Source organism: Candidatus Methylopumilus turicensis, from assembly GCF_000953015.1.
In the GTDB taxonomy this organism is placed as follows: Bacteria; Pseudomonadota; Gammaproteobacteria; order Burkholderiales; family Methylophilaceae; genus Methylopumilus_A; species Methylopumilus_A turicensis.
Genome location: NZ_LN794158.1, coordinates 1,475,166 through 1,492,630 on the forward strand (window position 1 = coordinate 1,475,166; position 17,465 = coordinate 1,492,630).

The window sequence follows — 17,465 nt, forward strand, 5'->3', positions numbered from 1 at the left end:
ATGCTAAAAAAGAAGCTATATTTTGTATTAACAATCTTAGTGACAATGTTGCTGGCTTGCAGCAAACAAGCGCCCGAAATTTCCATCACTGACAATTGGGTCCGTGCAACAGCTGAAGGCCAAGAGGTAGGCGCGGCTTATATGACCATCACCAGCACATCAGACACCCGCCTGGTCAAAGTGGAAAGCTCTGCTTCAGATAGTGTCGAAATTCATAGCATGATCATGGAAAATGGCGTCATGAAAATGCGCATGCTTGAACAATTAGATTTAAAAGCGAACACACCCAACAAGCTTGCGCCGGGGGAATTCCATTTAATGTTATTTGATTTGAAGAAACCGCTAAAAGCTGGCGAAACCGTTTCATTTGCTTTGCATTTCAAAAATCAAGCTGGCAAAGAAAGTTTGGTTACAGTCAGCAGTCCCATCCTTGCTGAACAGCCATAAGCTAGTTAATTAGCGCGATTAGCCATAACTGAAAATGGCAACTGAAGGCGCTGGATCCCATTGCCAGCTTCAATCTCAAGCAACATATTCCAATCACTACGCCCCTGCATACAAATAGGCAAAGTCACCTCTGTTTTCCAATCGCCAGATTGATTCACTTGGATTAAGCGGTAACGATTTAAGCCCATTTCCATATCTTGCATCGCAAAATCAACATGAATGTTTTTAACGGCTTCAGCTCGATTAAGATGCAAATTTAAATGCAACGGCTTCATCACTTGCGGCGCTTCGGCAAACTGAACCGTGAACACCTCATTGCCACATGACTGAGTAATATCAGCACAAGATAAAACGCTAATGGGCGCCAACTCTGGCTTAGCAAAATAAAACTTCGCCCCAAAGCCTAGTGCAATCAACAAAACTAGTAGTAAAAAAAATTTCTTCATTTATTCCCAAACGGCTCTCTGCATGGCGATGCCATGGCCACCTGCTTGCCAAGCATTTTTAAGCGCTGAATATTGCATGCCGCCAAGTGCATAAACAGGTAATGGATAATCTTGTTTCATCTTCGCAAACGCTTCCCAGCCCATGGCTTGAGTTTCCGGATGACTGCGGGTTGGCAATACTGGAGAGAGCATCACAAAATCTACATTCATTTGGACTGCTTTTGCCATTTCTTGAGTATTGTGACAAGACGCAGCGACCAACAAACCATGAGGCTTCTCACTCAAATTCATTAGCGCATGACTATTCAAATGCATGCCATCGGCGCCTGCTTTCATCACATCATCCCAATCTGCATTCATCAGCACTCTAGCGCCGAAGGGACGTGCGAGCGCAATTACTTTATGTGCAAATGCAATTAATGCCTCTCGACCCAGTTGTTTTTCACGCACTTGGATCAACTTCAATCCTTTTTCCAATTGGAGTGCTAAAGCCTTGAAAAAAGATGCTTCACCCATCTCCATCATATTAGTAATCGCGTAAACAGCTGGCAAACTTAAGGCACTGAGAATAGGAATATTAGCAGGCAACATAGGCTCAACCGTTAAGGCTGCAGGGTTTTGCCAACTAAGTTGCTGACCTTCACGCCCAACAGGCTCGCCTTGCCACGACTTTACGATAAAGAAGTTGAGCTTGACGGTTTTTTCTGGGTAGTCAAAGGTACGAACAAGCCATGGGTAGGCTTCAGTCGCTTGCACGCCAAGCTCTTCATCTAGCTCACGTTGCAGGGCTTCAAGTGGCGTTTCGCCGTCTTCAATCTTACCGCCTGGGAATTCCCACCAACCAGCCCAGGCCTTCCCTGCAGGCCGATTACCCAATAAGACCATCCCATCTTCGCGCATCAAAACTGCTACTGCGGCATGGACTACTTTGTTAGTGTTCAAGATGCTGACTTTTGATTAGCCAAAGCCTGACGGCCCGCATAGTCACGTGCGAATTGATAGGCAACACGGCCACTTCGGGCGCCGCGCGTTAAAGAAAAAGTTAATGCAGCACGTCTTACTTCGTCGTTCATTTCAGCAATGCCATATTCGGATAACCAATAAGCTGCGACTGTTAAATATTCATCTTGGTCAAACGCGTAAAAAGAGAGCCACAAGCCAAAACGTTCCGACAACGAGACCTTCTCTTCTGAGGTTTCACCTGGACGAATTTCCTCACCCACATACTGGGTTTCTAAGTTTTCCGCCATGTATTCAGGCATGAGGTGCCGACGGTTAGAAGTAGCATAAACCACGACATTATCTGAAGTGGTTGCGATGGAGCCATCCAGCACCACTTTAAGCGTTTTATAACCTGGGTCTGTCGCTTCAAAGGAAAGGTCATCGCAAAATATAATAAATCGCTCAGGCCTTGCGCGAAGCAAACTGACAATCTCGGGCAAGGCAACCAAGTCCTGTTTCTCAACCTCGACAATACGCAATCCATCTTTTGCAAACTCACTCAACAACGCTTTTACAAGGGTGGATTTTCCCGTGCCCCGCGCGCCTGTTAGCAACACACTATTCGCAGGAAAGCCGCTGACGAACTGCGCTGTGTTACGCACAACTTCAGCTTTTTGGGCATCTACATTGCAAATGGCTTCTAGCTTGATTTGGTGGGGATGTGGAACAGCTTGCAGACAACCTCGGCCATTCATGATTTGCCAACGCCAAGCTAAAGCATTCCAATCAACATCTTGCTGAATTGATGGTAGATAGGCTGAAAGCCTTTCTAAAATAGACTCCGCACGATTAATCAGGCTTTCAATATTCGCCATCATTAAGAGCGATAATCCGCGTTAATTTTTACGTAATCGTATGAGAAGTCGCAAGTCCAAACGGTTGCACTGGCTTCGCCGCGATTAAGCACGACGCGCACTAAAATCTCTGGCTCTTTCATCACCGCCGCACCCTGCTCTTCTTGATAGGCTTGTGCACGACCGCCATTTTCAGCCACTAACACATCACCTAAATAAAGCTGCATGGCATTGACATCTAAACTATCAACGCCGGCGTAACCAATTGCCGCCAAGATACGGCCTAAATTAGGGTCTGATGCAAAGAAAGCCGTTTTAATTAGTGGAGAATGCGAAATGGCATAAGCCACTTTGCGACACTCCTCGAGATCTCGACCTGCCTCCACTTGCACCGTCATAAATTTAGTAGCGCCTTCTCCATCACGTACAATCGCTTGCGCTAGCAATGTGGCGACTTCAGTCATGGCATCGCGAAGAGCCAGATAATCGGCCGTATCTGCTTGAATCTCAGCAATCCCAGATTGACCAGTCGCCATCAAAATTAAAGAATCATTTGTGGAGGTATCACCATCTACCGTAATGCAATTAAATGAGCGATTGACCGCGTAATCAATCAACTGCTCCAACGCTAATTGGCTGATGGCCGCATCGGTTGCGATATAACCCAACATGGTCGCCATGTTGGGATGAATCATGCCTGAGCCTTTAGAAATACCTGTAATGGTAATGGTCTTACCTTCTAAAGAAATCCGTTTGGAATACCCTTTTGCCACAATATCCGTCGTCATAATGGCTTCGGCAGCATTGAGCCAGTTATCTTCCTTTAGGTTCTCAATGCATGCGGGCAAACCAGCAATCACACGATCCACAGGCAAGGATTCTAAAATAACACCTGTCGAAAACGGTAAAATTTGTGATGCAGATTTCGCCCCCAACAAATCAGCTAACGCCACACAAGTTTGTTTGGCATGTTGCATACCTGGCTCACCAGTTCCCGCATTGGCATTGCCCGTATTAACCACAAGCGCACGAATTTCATTACCGCTTGCGAGGTGATCTTTAGACAAAGTCACGGGCGCAGCGCAAAATTGATTTTTGGTAAAGACACCAGCAACGCGTGTGCCTTCACTGAGCTTAATCACTAACAAATCTTTGCGGTTTTGCTTGCGGATATTAGCTTCCGCAAACCCGAGTTGAACACCTTTCACAGGCAATAAAGAATTGGCTTGCGGTGCTGATAAATTAACTGGCATTTTTGTGAGCTCTAAGTCATCAAGGAATAGTAGGATTTTAACCGATAGACAAAACTTGCATGAAGCAAAACACAGATTCTGAGTATAAAAAAAGCGGCTTTAAAGCCGCTTTTTATTTAGAACGTGGTGTTATCTAACAAACGCTGGTCTAAAGTACCCATCACTTTATCTCGCTCTTGGTCAGATATATTCCACCACTCACGAATTTCTTCAACCGTGCGATAACAGCCCTGGCAAAAACCATTGCTATCATTGATTGCACAAACGCCAATACAAGGCGAAACGATATCTTCAATACCCATAAATTAGTTTAACTTTCCGTGACATTGTTTGTACTTTTGTCCTGAGCCGCATGGACATGGATCATTGCGGCCAATCTTCACACCTTCGCGTTCAAATGGCGCACTATCTTCAACCGCTGACGAGGCTAAAGCTTCGTCATAGTCTGTATGTTGATACTGCACATTCTCCAGCTCTGTTGGCTTTTCAACGGCTTCTAAATCGGCAGCGCTCTTGACTTGAACTTGCATGGTGACTTGCGTCACTTCATGCTTCACCGTATCAAGCAAAGCGGCAAATAACTCAAAAGCTTCACGTTTGTATTCTTGCTTAGGATTCTTTTGCGCATATGAACGTAAATGAATACCTTGACGTAAATGATCCAAACCAGCCAAGTGCTCGCGCCAATGATTGTCTAAACTTTGCAACATGACCGCACGCTCAAATTGACGCATCGTGTCCGCGCCAGCCATTTGTTCTTTGGCTGTGTAAGCTTCTTCGGCAGCACCTTGGATAGTGTCGCGTAATGTTTCTTCGTGCAATTCTGGATTTTCTTCCAACATTTTTTGCAATGGCAGAGATAAATTAAACTCACCTTGCAACACTTTCTCTAACGAAGCGACATCCCACTGCTCTTCCACGCTACCTGGTGGCACGTAGGTTGCAATGATGTTGTTAATGACGTCATGACGCATTGCACCAATCGTTTCACCCACATCCGTCACTTCCAAGAGCTCATTACGTTGCTCGTAAATCACTTTACGCTGATCATTGGCTACATCATCGTATTCCAAAAGTTGCTTACGAATATCGAAGTTACGGCCTTCTACTTTACGCTGTGCATTTTCAATCGCACGGGTGACCCATGGATGCTCAATCGCTTCACCTTCAGGCATTTTGAGCCGTTCCATAATCGCTGAAACACGATCAGATGCAAAAATACGTAATAATTGATCTTCAAGAGACAAATAAAAGCGGCTAGAGCCTGTATCGCCCTGACGACCTGAACGTCCACGCAATTGGTTATCCACGCGACGAGACTCGTGACGCTCTGTACCAATAATATGCAAACCACCTGCAGCCAATACCGCATCGTGGCGAATTTGCCATTCTGCTTTAATGTTTGCAATCTTAGTTTGCTTCTCTGCTTCTGAAAGACCCTCGTCTGCACGAACAAGATCAATTTTAGGTTCTGGATTGCCACCTAAGACAATATCCGTTCCACGACCAGCCATATTAGTGGCGATTGTAATCATCCCTGGGCGACCAGCCTGCACAATAATGTGGGCTTCTCGCTCATGTTGTTTTGCATTCAATACTTGATGATCTAGTTTTGCCTTAGTCAGCAAATCAGCAATCAATTCAGAATTTTCGATCGAAGTAGTGCCGACTAATACTGGTTGGCCACGACCTTGGCATTCTTTAATATCTTCGATCACCGCATTGTATTTTTCACGCCCAGTGCGATAAACCTTATCCATCTGATCTTTACGTTGCATGATGCGATGCGTTGGAATCACAACGGTTTCTAAACCGTAAATTTGATTAAACTCATACGCTTCCGTATCAGCAGTGCCTGTCATGCCAGATAATTTGCCATACATGCGGAAATAATTTTGGAAAGTAATAGAAGCAAGCGTTTGATTCTCTTTTTGAATCGCCACACCCTCTTTCGCTTCAACGGCTTGATGCAAGCCATCAGACCAACGACGGCCTGTCATCATACGGCCTGTGAATTCATCAACGATGACAATCTCGCCATCACGCACAACATAGTGCTGGTCTTTATGAAATAAAGACTGGGCGCGCAAAGATGCATACAAATGATGGATCAAACTAATACTTGCAGCGTCGTACAAGCTAACACCTTCTGCCAACAGTCCTGATTTTTCAAGTAACTGCTCTGCATGCTCATGGCCCTGCTCGGACATAATGACTTGTTGGGATTTTTCATCAACCCAGTAATCGCCTTCGCCCTCTTCTTCCGTTTGACGGACCAACTGAGCAGCGATACCGTGCATTTGATTGTATAAGTCGATGCTATCGTCGGCTTGACCTGAGATGATCAGCGGGGTTCGCGCCTCATCAATCAAAATCGAATCCACCTCGTCGATCAAGGCATAGCTTAGGCTGCGTTGTACCCGCTCCTCAGCTGTATACACCATGTTGTCACGAAGGTAATCAAAACCAAACTCATTATTGGTACCGTAGGTGATGTCTGCAGCATAGGCTTGTTGCTTTACATCATGAGGCATCTGTGACAGGTTAATACCAACCGTTAAACCCAAGAAATTGTAAAGTCTAGACATCCACTCAGCATCACGCTTTGCCAAGTAATCATTCACGGTAATGACGTGAACACCCTTCCCTGTTAGCGCGTTAAGATAGGCTGGCAGTGTTGCCACTAAGGTCTTGCCTTCACCCGTCCGCATTTCTGCAATTTTGCCTGCATTGAGCACCATGCCACCGATCAATTGCACGTCAAAATGGCGCATTTGGAATACACGGCGACCGCCTTCGCGCACCACTGCAAACGCTTCTGGTAGAAGCTGATCTAGCGTTTCGCCTGCCTGAAAACGGCCCTTGAATTCTTCTGTTTTTGCACGCAATTGGTCATCGCTGAGCGCTTGCATTTGAGGCTCAAGGGCATTAATCACCGCCACTTGCTCAAAATATTGCTTCACTAGGCGATCGTTACGACTACCAAATAATTTTCTAAAAAGCTTGGATAACATAGAGTGACACCAACTTTCCGCTATCGCGGAACCTTCTTTAAGGTTGACTTAAAAATAAATTCTTGCGATTTTACCATACTCAAGCCACCTCTCGGCAGCCATTACAACGACACTTAAAACACGAACAGCCTTACAGACGATATAATATTAATAGGAACAATCTACCATTATTTAATTTCACTTGCGCGAGGGCTTAATTTTGCAATTAATCAATGCAATACTTAAAAACAGCGCACTGTCAAAAATGGCTGAAAAAGCCAAAGACCTGACCTCCATCCAAAAAATTTGGAATGAAATCGTCCCGACTCAACTCAAGCCCTATTCGCAGGCAGGTAATATTGAACACAAACGTCTGACTGTGCATGTTGAAAATGGTGCAATTGCTGCCAAAATTAAGCTTTTATTGCCTAGCTTGATTACCAAGCTACAAAAGCAGGGTGTAGAAGTCACCTCGATCAGAGTGCAAGTAGACGTCCAGTCTAAGCAAGATAAAGCAGTAAAACCCTCTCGCCACATCAGCGAAAATGCCTCAACCAGTCTACAATCATTAGCGAAGCAATTAGAGGGCTCTGAGCTGGGCGATGTCTTAACCAGACTGTCAAAACGCACCTAAAAAAACGGCCACTAAAAAGTGGCCATTGTTCTCTCAAAACTCAAGCTTTTGATTATTTGGCGCGTGCTACGCTAGCAACGATTTCAGCTTTTGCAGCATCGACTCCCTGCCATTGGCCAACCTTAACCCATTTGCCTTTTTCTAAATCTTTGTAATGCTCAAAGAAATGCGCAATTGGCGCTAATTGGAAATCAGGAATATCTTCATAGCTTTTTACGTTTTTGTATTGCGGGCAGATTTTATCTACTGGCACCGCCAATACTTTAGCATCCATGCCTGATTCATCTTCCATCATCAACACGCCAATGGCGCGGCAACGAATCACTACGCCAGGTTGCAATGGGATAGGTGTAATAACAAGCACATCCGTTGGGTCGCCATCTTCTGAAAGTGTTTGCGGAATATAGCCGTAGTTACACGGGTAATGCATAGATGTTCCCATGAAACGATCTACAAATATCGCTCCAGATTCTTTATCAACTTCAAACTTAATCGGCTCGCCACGCATCGGGATTTCAATAATGACGTTAAAATCATTTGGCACATCTTTGCCCGCAGGCACATTACTTAATGACATCGTTTTTCCTTAAGCAGTTTTAAAAAATTATAACAATGGTGCAAATTTTAATGTTTTAGGATCATAAGCAGACATGACCCCAGTTTCAATATCAAAATACCAACCATGCAAGGTCAAGGTGCCTTCATCAATACGCTTTTTGATAAAAGGGAAGGTGGCTAGGTTCTCAAGAGAAACAATGATGCCTGCTAACTCACAATGGCAAGCCATTTCTCCGGCACTTGCATTTGGAAAGTCTGCCTTTACACGTCGGTAAGCATGGCTAGCCATGCTTACCCAAGGACGAATAAATTCACCATCAATCCCCTCTGGCACCCCTTCGGTTAGCGCTTTGATACCACCACATTGTCTGTGACCCATCACCATAATGTGACGAACACCCAACCCACAAACACCGAACTCGAGTGCAGCGCTCACACCGTGATATCCACCACCCTTTTCATAAGGCGGTACAAGATTGGCTACATTACGCACCACAAACAAATCACCCGGCTTTGCATCCATCACAATGGCTGGGTCTACCCTAGAGTCCGAACAAGCAATAATCATTGTGCTCGGGTTTTGTCCTTGGCTCAATTCACCGAATAATGGCGTATCACCGGCAAAGTAATTTTCATGGAAGCGCTCGTACCCTGCAACAAATTGATCAATATTACTCATTCGTTTTTTCTCTTTTTATCAGTTCACGACACTCACTGACTAAGCCATCTGGAATTATTTTTATGGCGATATAGACTAATAAAGGCACAATCACTAAGTCATCCAATTGGCCAATCAACGGAATAAAATCTGGAATTAAATCAAAAGGCATCAATACATAGCCTATCGCCAAGCCTAAAAAAAACTTCGCCACCATTGGCGTCTCAGGATGCTTTAAAACAAGTCGATAAACTTCAAACTCCTGCTTTAGTTGTGCCGCAACCGTCTTAAGCTGACTTAGCATGAGCGTCTAAACAACCAAGTCTAAACCTGTCAGCTTGGTATAAGCTTCGCGATATTTCTCACTGGTTTTTTCTGCCACATCATCAGGCAATATAGGCGCTGGCGGAGTTTTATTCCATCCAGAAGCCTCAAGCCAATCACGAACGTATTGTTTGTCAAAGCTTGGCGGGTTCTTGCCTACAACATACTGATCTGCAGGCCAGAAACGAGATGAATCTGGCGTCAGCGCTTCATCAATGAGATAAAGCTCACCGACTGCATCGAGTCCAAATTCAAATTTAGTGTCGGCAATAATAATACCTCGTGTTAATGCATATTCAGCCGCTTCTTTGTATAACCGAAGACTCACGCTTGAGACCTTTTCGGCGAGCGTTTGGCCTAAAAGTGATGCACATTTTTCTAAAGTAATGTTTTCATCATGATCGCCAACATCCGCTTTGCTAGATGGCGTGAAAATTGGCGCAGGCAATTTTGATGCCTCTTTTAAGCCCTCGGGAAGTTCAATCCCACACACAGTGCCACTGGTTTGATATTCTTTCCACCCACTACCTACCAAATACCCACGCACAATCGCTTCGATTGGCAAAGGCTTGAGTTTCTTAACGACAAGTGCACGCTTTCCTAATTGCGCTTTTTCAGCAGGATCGCTCACGAGCGTGTCTGGGTTGATACCGGTCAAATGGTTAGGAATAATGTGCCCAAGTTTCGCAAACCAGAAGTTAGCGATTTCAGTCAAAATCGCACCTTTGTCTTTGATCGGCGTAGGCAAAATAACGTCAAATGCAGATAGCCTATCTGTGGCAATCAATAGCATAGTATCAGCATCGATATCGTAGATATCACGAACCTTCCCTTGATGTAACAGCGGCAGACTCTTGATACTTGATTGCGTAAGCGTAGTAGACAATGCATTTTCCTAATGAATAATTCACGAAGACCCATTTAAAAGCGTTTGAGCATACAAAATAAGATGTTCAAGCCATTAATCCGTTAGGATTGATTATACCTTAAGTGTGCATATCTCTAAAAACCAAGGAGATTAAGCAGCAGAATATTGTTTAGCAAAAGCGGGAATTAAATCTGGGGGCAGCGCTTTACTATAGAGCCATCCCTGAACAGAGAATGGGACATTCTTTGGAATTTTGGACAGTTGCTCTTCGCTCTCAACCCCTTCAACCACTAGAGATAGGCCCAAAGCTTCAGCAAAGTTGAAGATGCCGGACATGACTTTCTGCCCCCCCTCGGTTTCGAGGGCGAGGACAAAACTTCTATCCACTTTAATATAATCTGCATGCAAACTATTTAAATAACTTAATGATGAATAACCAGTTCCAAAGTCATCAATATAAACCTTCCCGCCAAATGCATGAATACGTTTAATTGCATCAACCACTTCAACTAATCCTGTTGAAAAGTCCTGCTCAACAATTTCAATTGAAATTCTGCCTTTTGCTTGGCTGATTTTATTAATCAGCTCATTGGTCGCTACTTTTTCGCTTAACGTGGCACCGGTCACATTAATTTTTATTGGCACATCAACCCCCATTTCTTGCCAAATTGCATCTTGTTCTAGCACTTCACCCGCGACCCATAAATCAATACTTTTCATCAAACCAGCCTCGTCCAACCATGGTAAAAACTCGAAAGGCATAATCGTTTTTCCTGATTTTTCACGCGCGCGAGGTAAGGCTTCAGCCCCAACAAAATGCTTGGTTTGCACGGATACCTGGGGCTGATACTCCAAAAAGAAATCAAGCTCTGCTAAACGCTCTAGCTGCTGACGTTTGCGATTCTTTGCATGACGTAAGGTATTTGATTGCTGTACAACGTCATCCGAAAATAAGGATGCCTCTTCTTGAAAGTGTGTATAAGTCATTTTCAATGACTTTAAATAAACATTCAGAGATTTTGAGCTCTCTCGTTCAATGACTTTTATAAAAGGACTGTAAATCATAGAACCAAGCATAATATTAAATAACTGTAAGGCGACTGCGTGAATGTCGTGATGCGTTGCAAAAAAAGCATTGAAGCCAATTAGACTATTGAGTGGAATAGTTGCATTAGGGATCGCCACCCAACCGAAGTTGATAACCGTCAAGGCAACCACAACATTCACCACTGGAACAACTAAAAATGGCACTAACATTTTTGGGTTTAAAATAATGGGAAGGCCGAATAGCAGTAGCTCATTGACGTTTAGTAGGCCGATTGGCACGCTAGCAACTGCTAGCAAACGTAATGTTTTACTTCTAGAAAAAATTAATATTGAAATAATTAACGAGAACGTTGCGCCACACCCTCCCATAAATACAAAAGCACCCAAAAATGACTCGTTTACCAGGCCAAGTCCTGCGGCTGAGTTCTCTGTCAATTGCACCATTAATGGGTGTAAGACATTTGCCCCATGAATACCAAAAAACCACAATATAGAATTCAAACTCGTATAAAGAACACCCCCTAAGTAAGATGCACCAATCGATGCATCACTCAGAAAATCAGGAAAAATAAAAAAAGAACTGACATAAATCAACGCTTTGAGCGTGACGAAAATAATCGAAAAAACCACAATTCCAGGAATGGTCAAATTAAGCGCACCCTTCACATTCCCACCCGCAAAGTCAGCATCAGTAATTCTTGCCCACTTTTTTTGGTATAACCAATAAACTAAAGGCACCACAACAAAAGGAATAATGATGCCAATGATCAACATAAAAGTATCGGCGCGACTAGAGTCACCACCAAGCTGCTGTTTAGCAACAAGCGTAGAAATCAGAGCCAATAGAGAAACTGGCATGGGGGGTAAGCGCTTTTTAACGCTTAATATATAAGCAAGCGCACTCGTTGCGATGATTGGTATCAAGCCTGAAAATATCTTATTTAAACTCGACAAATTAGCAACGAACTCAGGCGCAATTCCTATCAACTGAAACATAAAGGCGGTAGCAACAAAAATGGCAGACATAATTGCGCATGGCAAAGTCCAAATCATCGCCTCTCTTAAATAAAAGATTGACTCGGTAGGTATCAGACGAATGAAATTCGCTCGGGCTAGCACCAAGACTCTCTTTAAATTACGTGCCGTCGATGTATGGTTCAAAATTTTTGCTCAACAATTCGTGTGGATTAATGATACTAATCTACGTCAGGATGATGGATTCTATCAGAAAATATAATTTACAATAAAATTTAAAATTCATAATTTTCAGATTGTTAAATATTAAACTTAAAGAAAAAGGGCCCGTAGGCCCTTTTTCTTTTTTTCATCCAAATTGTTGATTTAGCTCCGTGATTCTAGAATCTCAACGGCGGGTAGTTTCTTACCCTCTAAAAACTCTAAGAAAGCACCACCAGCGGTCGAAATGTATGAAACCTGATCGTAAATATTATATTTTTGGATCGCGGCGATCGTATCGCCACCTCCAGCCAAAGTGAATGCTTTAGTGTGAGCAATAGCCATTGCAATCGTCTTTGTACCTTCACCAAACTGATCAAACTCGAACACACCCAGCGGGCCATTCCAAACCACAGTACCCGCATTCATAATAATATTAGCAAGCTCCTGGGCAGACTTTGGACCAATATCAAAAATCATGTCATCAGGCGCAATCTTGCCAGCATCCTTAATCACCGCCGGTTCATTTGCATCAAAATGCTTTCCCGTCACCACATCAACAGCAATTGGCACAGCAGCACCGCGCTCAGCCATTTTGCTAATGAGTGCACGAGCCGTAGGAAGAAGGTCATCCTCACATAGCGAGTGACCAATCTCATGCCCTGTTGCTTTTAGAAATGTATTGGCGATGCCCCCGCCGACCACTAACTGATCTACTTTTTCAGATAAGCTTTCAAGTACGGTCAGTTTTGTAGAGACTTTAGATCCGCCGACAATGGCGACCATCGGACGAGCAGGGTTGAGCAAAGCCTTGCTTAAGGCGTCCAACTCCTGAGTAAGCAAAATACCGGCAGCAGCCACTGGCGCAAATTTAGCTACGCCGTAAGTCGAGGCCTCGGCACGATGGGCTGTTCCAAACGCATCCATTACAAACACATCACAAAGTTTGGCATAAGCCTGCGCAGTTTCGTCTAGGTTCTTTTTTTCACCTGGATTAAAGCGACAGTTTTCTAACAAAACTAACTCACCATCCGCAATATCAAATCCACCAGCCACCCAATCTTTGATTAAGCGAACAGATTTTCCTAACTTAGCAGAAATAATGTCAGCAACAGGCTGAAGTGAATTCTCCTCAGAATAAACACCTTCTTCAGGACGACCAAGGTGCGATGTCACCATCACTTTTGCACCAGCATTGAGCGCGAACTCAATCGTCGCCATGGAGGCTGTAATACGCGCATCGGAAGTCACTTGCCCATCTTTCACAGGCACATTTAAATCCGCACGAATAAATACACGCTTCCCCGACAAATCTAAATCGGTCATTTTAATAATTGCCATGATGCTTCCTTAAGCGATGTAGGCTGCTAATCGCAACATATTGCAGGTATAGCCGTACTCATTGTCATACCATGCAACGACTTTCACAAAAGTTGGGTCAAGCGCAATGCCTGCTTCAGCATCAAAAACAGCTGCAAAGGCAGCGCCACGGAAGTCCGTCGAAACTACTTTGTCTTTAGTAAAGCCTAAAACACCCTTCATTAGCTCTGACTCTGAAGCTGACTTCATCGCGGCCACAATTTCTTCATAACTCGCCTCTTTATTAAGCTCGCAAGTTAAATCAACCACAGAAACGTCGGAGGTTGGCACTCGGAATGCCATGCCGGTGAGTTTTTTATTGAGTGCTGGAATTACCTTACCAACAGCTTTTGCTGCGCCAGTAGATGAAGGGATAATATTTTCTAAAATACCACGACCGCCTCGCCAATCTTTGCTTGAAGGGCCATCAACCGTTTGCTGTGAAGCCGTTGCGGCATGCACAGTGGTCATGAGCCCACGCTTAATACCAAACGTATCATTCAACACTTTAGCGATTGGCGCTAAAGCATTCGTCGTACATGAAGCGGCTGAAACAATGGTTTCACCTTTATATTCGTCATGATTTACACCATAAACAAACATCGGCGTATCATCTTTTGGTGGCGCCGATTGCACCACTTTTTTAGCACCTGCATCAATGTGCTTTTGGCAACTCTCTTGGGTTAAGAAAACACCCGTACAATCTAACAGGACATCAACATCCATGGCACCCCAATTGAGGTTCTCTGGATTTCTTTCCGAAGTTAGCAGTATTTTTTTACCGTCGACAACTAAATAGCCATCTTTGTATTCGATGCTGCCTTTAAAGTTGCCATGGACTGAATCATATTTCGCCATGTAAACAAGATAATCAGGGTCTTGTGTACCATTAATCGCGACCACTTCAATATTCTCAAAATCCTGAAATGCCGCACGCAAAGCCATGCGACCAATACGACCAAATCCGTTGATGCCTACTTTAACTGTCATGATTGTTACCTTAGTTTTACAAACAAAAAGGGAGCCAAAAAATACAGGCTCCCTTGGTCTAGCTTATTTCAATAATTACAGTACTGACTTAACAGTTTTCACTACGTTTTCAACAGTGAAACCAAAGTGCTTCATCAATACGCCACCAGGTGCAGACTCACCAAATGTGTCGATACCAACGACAGCACCCTCTAAGCCAACATACTTGCGCCAGAAGTCAGGGTGAGCAGCTTCAACAGCCACGCGCTTAACGCCTGCAGTTAACACGCTGTCACGGTATGCTTTGTCTTGACGGTCAAATACGTTTGTTGATGGCATTGAAACCACGCGTACTTTCGTACCAGCAGCACTCAATTCAGCAGCAGCCTTAATTGCCAAATCAAGTTCAGAACCGTTAGCAATAATGATCACATCTGCTTTACCAGCAACATCAGAGAACACATAACCACCCTTACGGATTAAGTCAAAGTGTGCTGTGTCGTGTTTGATGCCAGGCACGTTTTGACGGCTTAATACCAAGCTTGATGGACCATTATCACGCTCAGCCGCTGCAACCCAAGCAACAGCTGTTTCTGTAGAGTCAGCTGGGCGCCATACATCCATGTTCGGAATGTAACGAAGGCCAGATGTGTTTTCGATTGGTTGATGCGTTGGACCATCTTCACCTTGACCAATAGAGTCATGTGTCAACACTGCAACAGTACGTTGTTTCATCAACGCAGCCATGCGCAATGCACTCTTCGCATAGTCTGAGAACATGTGGAATGTACCGCCGAATGGTAAGAAACCACCGTGCAATGCCATACCGTTCATGATGGCAAACATACCGAATTCACGGACACCGTAAGAGATGTAGTTACCTGGCTTTTTACCATCAACGTGTGTGAAGCTGCCGCATGAGGTTAAGTTAGAACCAGTCAAGTCAGCTGAACCGCCCAAGAATTCTGGTAATGTTGGCGCCAAAGCAGCGATAACATTTTGTGAAGCTTTACGTGTTGCAATGGTTTCTGCTTTTTCGTTTGTTGCAGCAATCAATGCATCAGAAGCTTGTTTCCAGTTAGCTGGTAAATCACCTGCCATACGGCGTTTGAATTCAGCCGCTTCAGCTGGAAAAGCTTTAGCGTAGGCATCAAACTTAGCATTCCAGTCCGCTTCTAATTTAGCGCCCTTAGCTTTTTGATCCCAACCAGCATAAACGTCTGCAGGGATTTCAAATGGAGGATAGTTCCAACCGATGTTTGCACGTGTCGCTGCAACTTCTTCTTCACCTAGTGCAGAACCGTGGCAATCATGGCTACCAGATTTGTTTGGCGAACCCATACCAATGACTGTTTTACAGCAAATCAATGATGGTTTGTCTGTGACTGCTTTCGCTTTTTGAATTGCTGCATTAATTGCATCAGAGTCATGACCATCGACTGATTGAACATGCCAGCCGTAAGATTCGAAGCGTTTAGCTGTGTCATCTGTATACCAACCTTCAATATGACCGTCGATAGAAATACCGTTGTCATCCCAGAAAGCCACCAATTTACCCAAGCCCCATGTACCAGCCAAAGCACAAGCCTCGTGTGATACACCTTCCATCATACAGCCGTCACCTAGGAAGCAATATGTGTAGTGGTCAACGATGTCGTGACCTGGTTTGTTGAATTGGTTAGCCATCAATTTTTCAGCCATCGCGAAACCAACCGCGTTAGTGATACCTTGACCTAATGGACCAGTCGTTGTTTCGATACCTGGTGCATAGCTGTATTCTGGGTGACCAGCACATTTAGAATGCAATTGACGGAATGTCTTGATTTCATCCATAGGCAAATCGTAGCCAGTCAAATGCAACAATGAATAAATCAACATTGAGCCGTGGCCATTAGACAATACGAAACGATCACGGTCAGCCCAATTTGGGTTTGTTGGGTTGTGACGCATGTTGTGGTTCCATAGTACTTCAGCGATTTCTGCCATGCCCATCGGCGCACCTGGGTGGCCAGAGTTAGCTTTTTGCACCGCATCCATAGACAAAGCACGGATAGCGTTTGCTAAATCTTTACGAGTTGCCATTTATTTCTCCCTAATCAATCAATCTATAAAGCGCAAAAAATGCCAGCTTATTTTAATGAGCGAATTAATGTTAAAAACGCATCAAAATAAGCATGGCACTGAAATTCTTCAAGCCTCTCCCTCAAATTCATGCACATCCAGGCTACTTATTTTTTTGGTAGCGTGATATTTATTAATTAGTTTTACGGGAGCTTAGGGCTGAATTATTGCTTAATAAGGCATTTTGAGCAATACCAATCATCTGTTAATGGTTACAAAATGCACTTTTTAAGCCTGGGTTATTTCCATTTTATTGAGCATCCAATACTGGCAATTTGTGCTGTTGGGCCATCACCAGTCGCCGCAACTAACTTCATTGCCTCCAACAAATCTTTAGTGGCATTCGCCTTAGGGGTTAAATCACGCCCTTGATCATCAAATCGACCACGATATTGCAACTCTAAATTTTTGTTGAACCCAAAAAAGTCTGGTGTACACACTGCATCGTAAGCCCGCGCCACTGCTTGCGACTTATCTAATAAATATGGAAATCCAAAATTAAACGCGCGCGCAACTTCCTTCATCCGCTCAAAATTGTCCTGAGGATAATTCACCACATCATTCGATGAAATCGCAACTGCATTAACGCCCAGCAACTTCAGCGTTGCCATATCATCGACTAACCTTTCACGTATCGCTTGTACGTAAGGACAATGATTACAAATAAACATCACCAACAAGCCCTTTTCTCCGGCAAGGTCATCAAGCGACCAATTCCTGCCGTCCACGCCAGGCAAATTAAAGTTCGGTGCTTTCCAACCAAAATCACAGACAGGTGGATTCAAACTTACCATTTGGGTATTCCTTCTATTAAAA

The 17,465-nt window shown here is 44.0% G+C and carries 17 protein-coding genes; 2 read left to right on the top strand and 15 right to left on the bottom strand.

The window, feature by feature from the left end:
• Positions 1 to 447, top strand: a complete 447-nt coding sequence (locus BN1209_RS07435) for a copper chaperone PCu(A)C (RefSeq protein WP_052661127.1) — start codon at positions 1 to 3, stop codon at positions 445 to 447.
• Positions 448 to 452: 5 nt separating this feature from the next.
• Here the strand turns inward: BN1209_RS07435 and BN1209_RS07440 are convergent, their stop codons facing one another.
• From BN1209_RS07440 to secA, 6 genes are all read right to left on the bottom strand, one after another.
• The gene (locus BN1209_RS07440) at positions 453 to 893 is read right to left on the bottom strand and encodes a hypothetical protein (RefSeq protein ID WP_045751613.1); all 441 of its coding nucleotides are present in this window, start codon (positions 891 to 893) and stop codon (positions 453 to 455) included.
• Positions 894 to 1,835 carry a Nudix family hydrolase gene (locus tag BN1209_RS07445; RefSeq protein WP_082048429.1) on the bottom strand — a complete coding sequence of 314 codons (942 nt, stop codon included), beginning with the start codon at positions 1,833 to 1,835 and terminating at the stop codon, positions 894 to 896. It lies immediately after the preceding gene.
• Positions 1,832 to 2,710, bottom strand: a complete 879-nt coding sequence (locus BN1209_RS07450; protein ID WP_045751614.1) for an ATP-binding protein — start codon at positions 2,708 to 2,710, stop codon at positions 1,832 to 1,834. The genes BN1209_RS07445 and BN1209_RS07450 overlap by 4 nt, the downstream gene beginning before the upstream one ends.
• 2 nt (positions 2,711 to 2,712) lie before the next feature.
• On the bottom strand, positions 2,713 to 3,942 hold the full coding sequence (argJ, locus tag BN1209_RS07455) for a bifunctional glutamate N-acetyltransferase/amino-acid acetyltransferase ArgJ (RefSeq protein WP_045751615.1): 1,230 nt from the start codon (positions 3,940 to 3,942) through the stop codon (positions 2,713 to 2,715).
• A 116-nt stretch (positions 3,943 to 4,058) separates the two neighbouring features.
• A complete protein-coding gene (locus BN1209_RS07460; RefSeq protein WP_045751616.1) occupies positions 4,059 to 4,244 on the bottom strand; it encodes a DUF1289 domain-containing protein in 186 nt (61 codons plus the stop codon).
• A gap of 3 nt (positions 4,245 to 4,247) precedes the next feature.
• Positions 4,248 to 6,956, bottom strand: a complete 2,709-nt coding sequence (gene secA / locus BN1209_RS07465) for a preprotein translocase subunit SecA (RefSeq protein WP_045751617.1) — start codon at positions 6,954 to 6,956, stop codon at positions 4,248 to 4,250.
• 199 nt (positions 6,957 to 7,155) lie between these two features.
• Here secA and BN1209_RS07470 point away from each other — a divergent pair, with 199 nt between their 5' ends.
• On the top strand, positions 7,156 to 7,569 hold the full coding sequence (locus BN1209_RS07470; protein ID WP_045752059.1) for a DciA family protein: 414 nt from the start codon (positions 7,156 to 7,158) through the stop codon (positions 7,567 to 7,569).
• Between the two features lie 52 nt (positions 7,570 to 7,621).
• Here BN1209_RS07470 and ppa read toward each other — a convergent pair whose 3' ends face one another.
• From ppa to BN1209_RS07515, 9 genes are all read right to left on the bottom strand, one after another.
• Positions 7,622 to 8,146: an inorganic diphosphatase gene (gene ppa / locus BN1209_RS07475; RefSeq protein WP_045751618.1), complete on the bottom strand. Its 525-nt coding sequence runs from the start codon at positions 8,144 to 8,146 to the stop codon at positions 7,622 to 7,624.
• 27 nt (positions 8,147 to 8,173) lie between these two features.
• Entirely contained in the window at positions 8,174 to 8,806 is a 633-nt protein-coding gene (locus tag BN1209_RS07480; RefSeq protein WP_045751619.1) for a carbonic anhydrase, read from the bottom strand.
• Positions 8,799 to 9,089 carry a YkvA family protein gene (locus BN1209_RS07485; RefSeq protein ID WP_045751620.1) on the bottom strand — a complete coding sequence of 97 codons (291 nt, stop codon included), beginning with the start codon at positions 9,087 to 9,089 and terminating at the stop codon, positions 8,799 to 8,801. Before BN1209_RS07485 ends, BN1209_RS07480 begins: the two co-directional genes overlap by 8 nt.
• Before the next feature lie 6 nt (positions 9,090 to 9,095).
• Positions 9,096 to 9,995, bottom strand: coding sequence for a phosphoribosylaminoimidazolesuccinocarboxamide synthase (locus BN1209_RS07490; protein ID WP_045751621.1), 900 nt, complete (start codon positions 9,993 to 9,995; stop codon positions 9,096 to 9,098).
• Between the two features lie 132 nt (positions 9,996 to 10,127).
• A complete protein-coding gene (locus tag BN1209_RS07495) occupies positions 10,128 to 12,050 on the bottom strand; it encodes an EAL domain-containing protein (RefSeq protein ID WP_171816519.1) in 1,923 nt (640 codons plus the stop codon).
• Between the two features lie 315 nt (positions 12,051 to 12,365).
• Positions 12,366 to 13,541 (bottom strand): phosphoglycerate kinase, encoded by a 1,176-nt coding sequence (locus tag BN1209_RS07500; RefSeq protein WP_045751623.1) that lies wholly within the window; start codon positions 13,539 to 13,541, stop codon positions 12,366 to 12,368.
• A gap of 9 nt (positions 13,542 to 13,550) precedes the next feature.
• The gene (gene gap / locus BN1209_RS07505; RefSeq protein ID WP_045751624.1) at positions 13,551 to 14,549 is read right to left on the bottom strand and encodes a type I glyceraldehyde-3-phosphate dehydrogenase; all 999 of its coding nucleotides are present in this window, start codon (positions 14,547 to 14,549) and stop codon (positions 13,551 to 13,553) included.
• Positions 14,550 to 14,624: 75 nt separating this feature from the next.
• The gene (gene tkt / locus BN1209_RS07510; RefSeq protein ID WP_045751625.1) at positions 14,625 to 16,610 is read right to left on the bottom strand and encodes a transketolase; all 1,986 of its coding nucleotides are present in this window, start codon (positions 16,608 to 16,610) and stop codon (positions 14,625 to 14,627) included.
• Positions 16,611 to 16,888: 278 nt separating this feature from the next.
• Entirely contained in the window at positions 16,889 to 17,443 is a 555-nt protein-coding gene (locus BN1209_RS07515; protein ID WP_045751626.1) for a thioredoxin family protein, read from the bottom strand.
• Positions 17,444 to 17,465 lie beyond the last annotated feature (22 nt).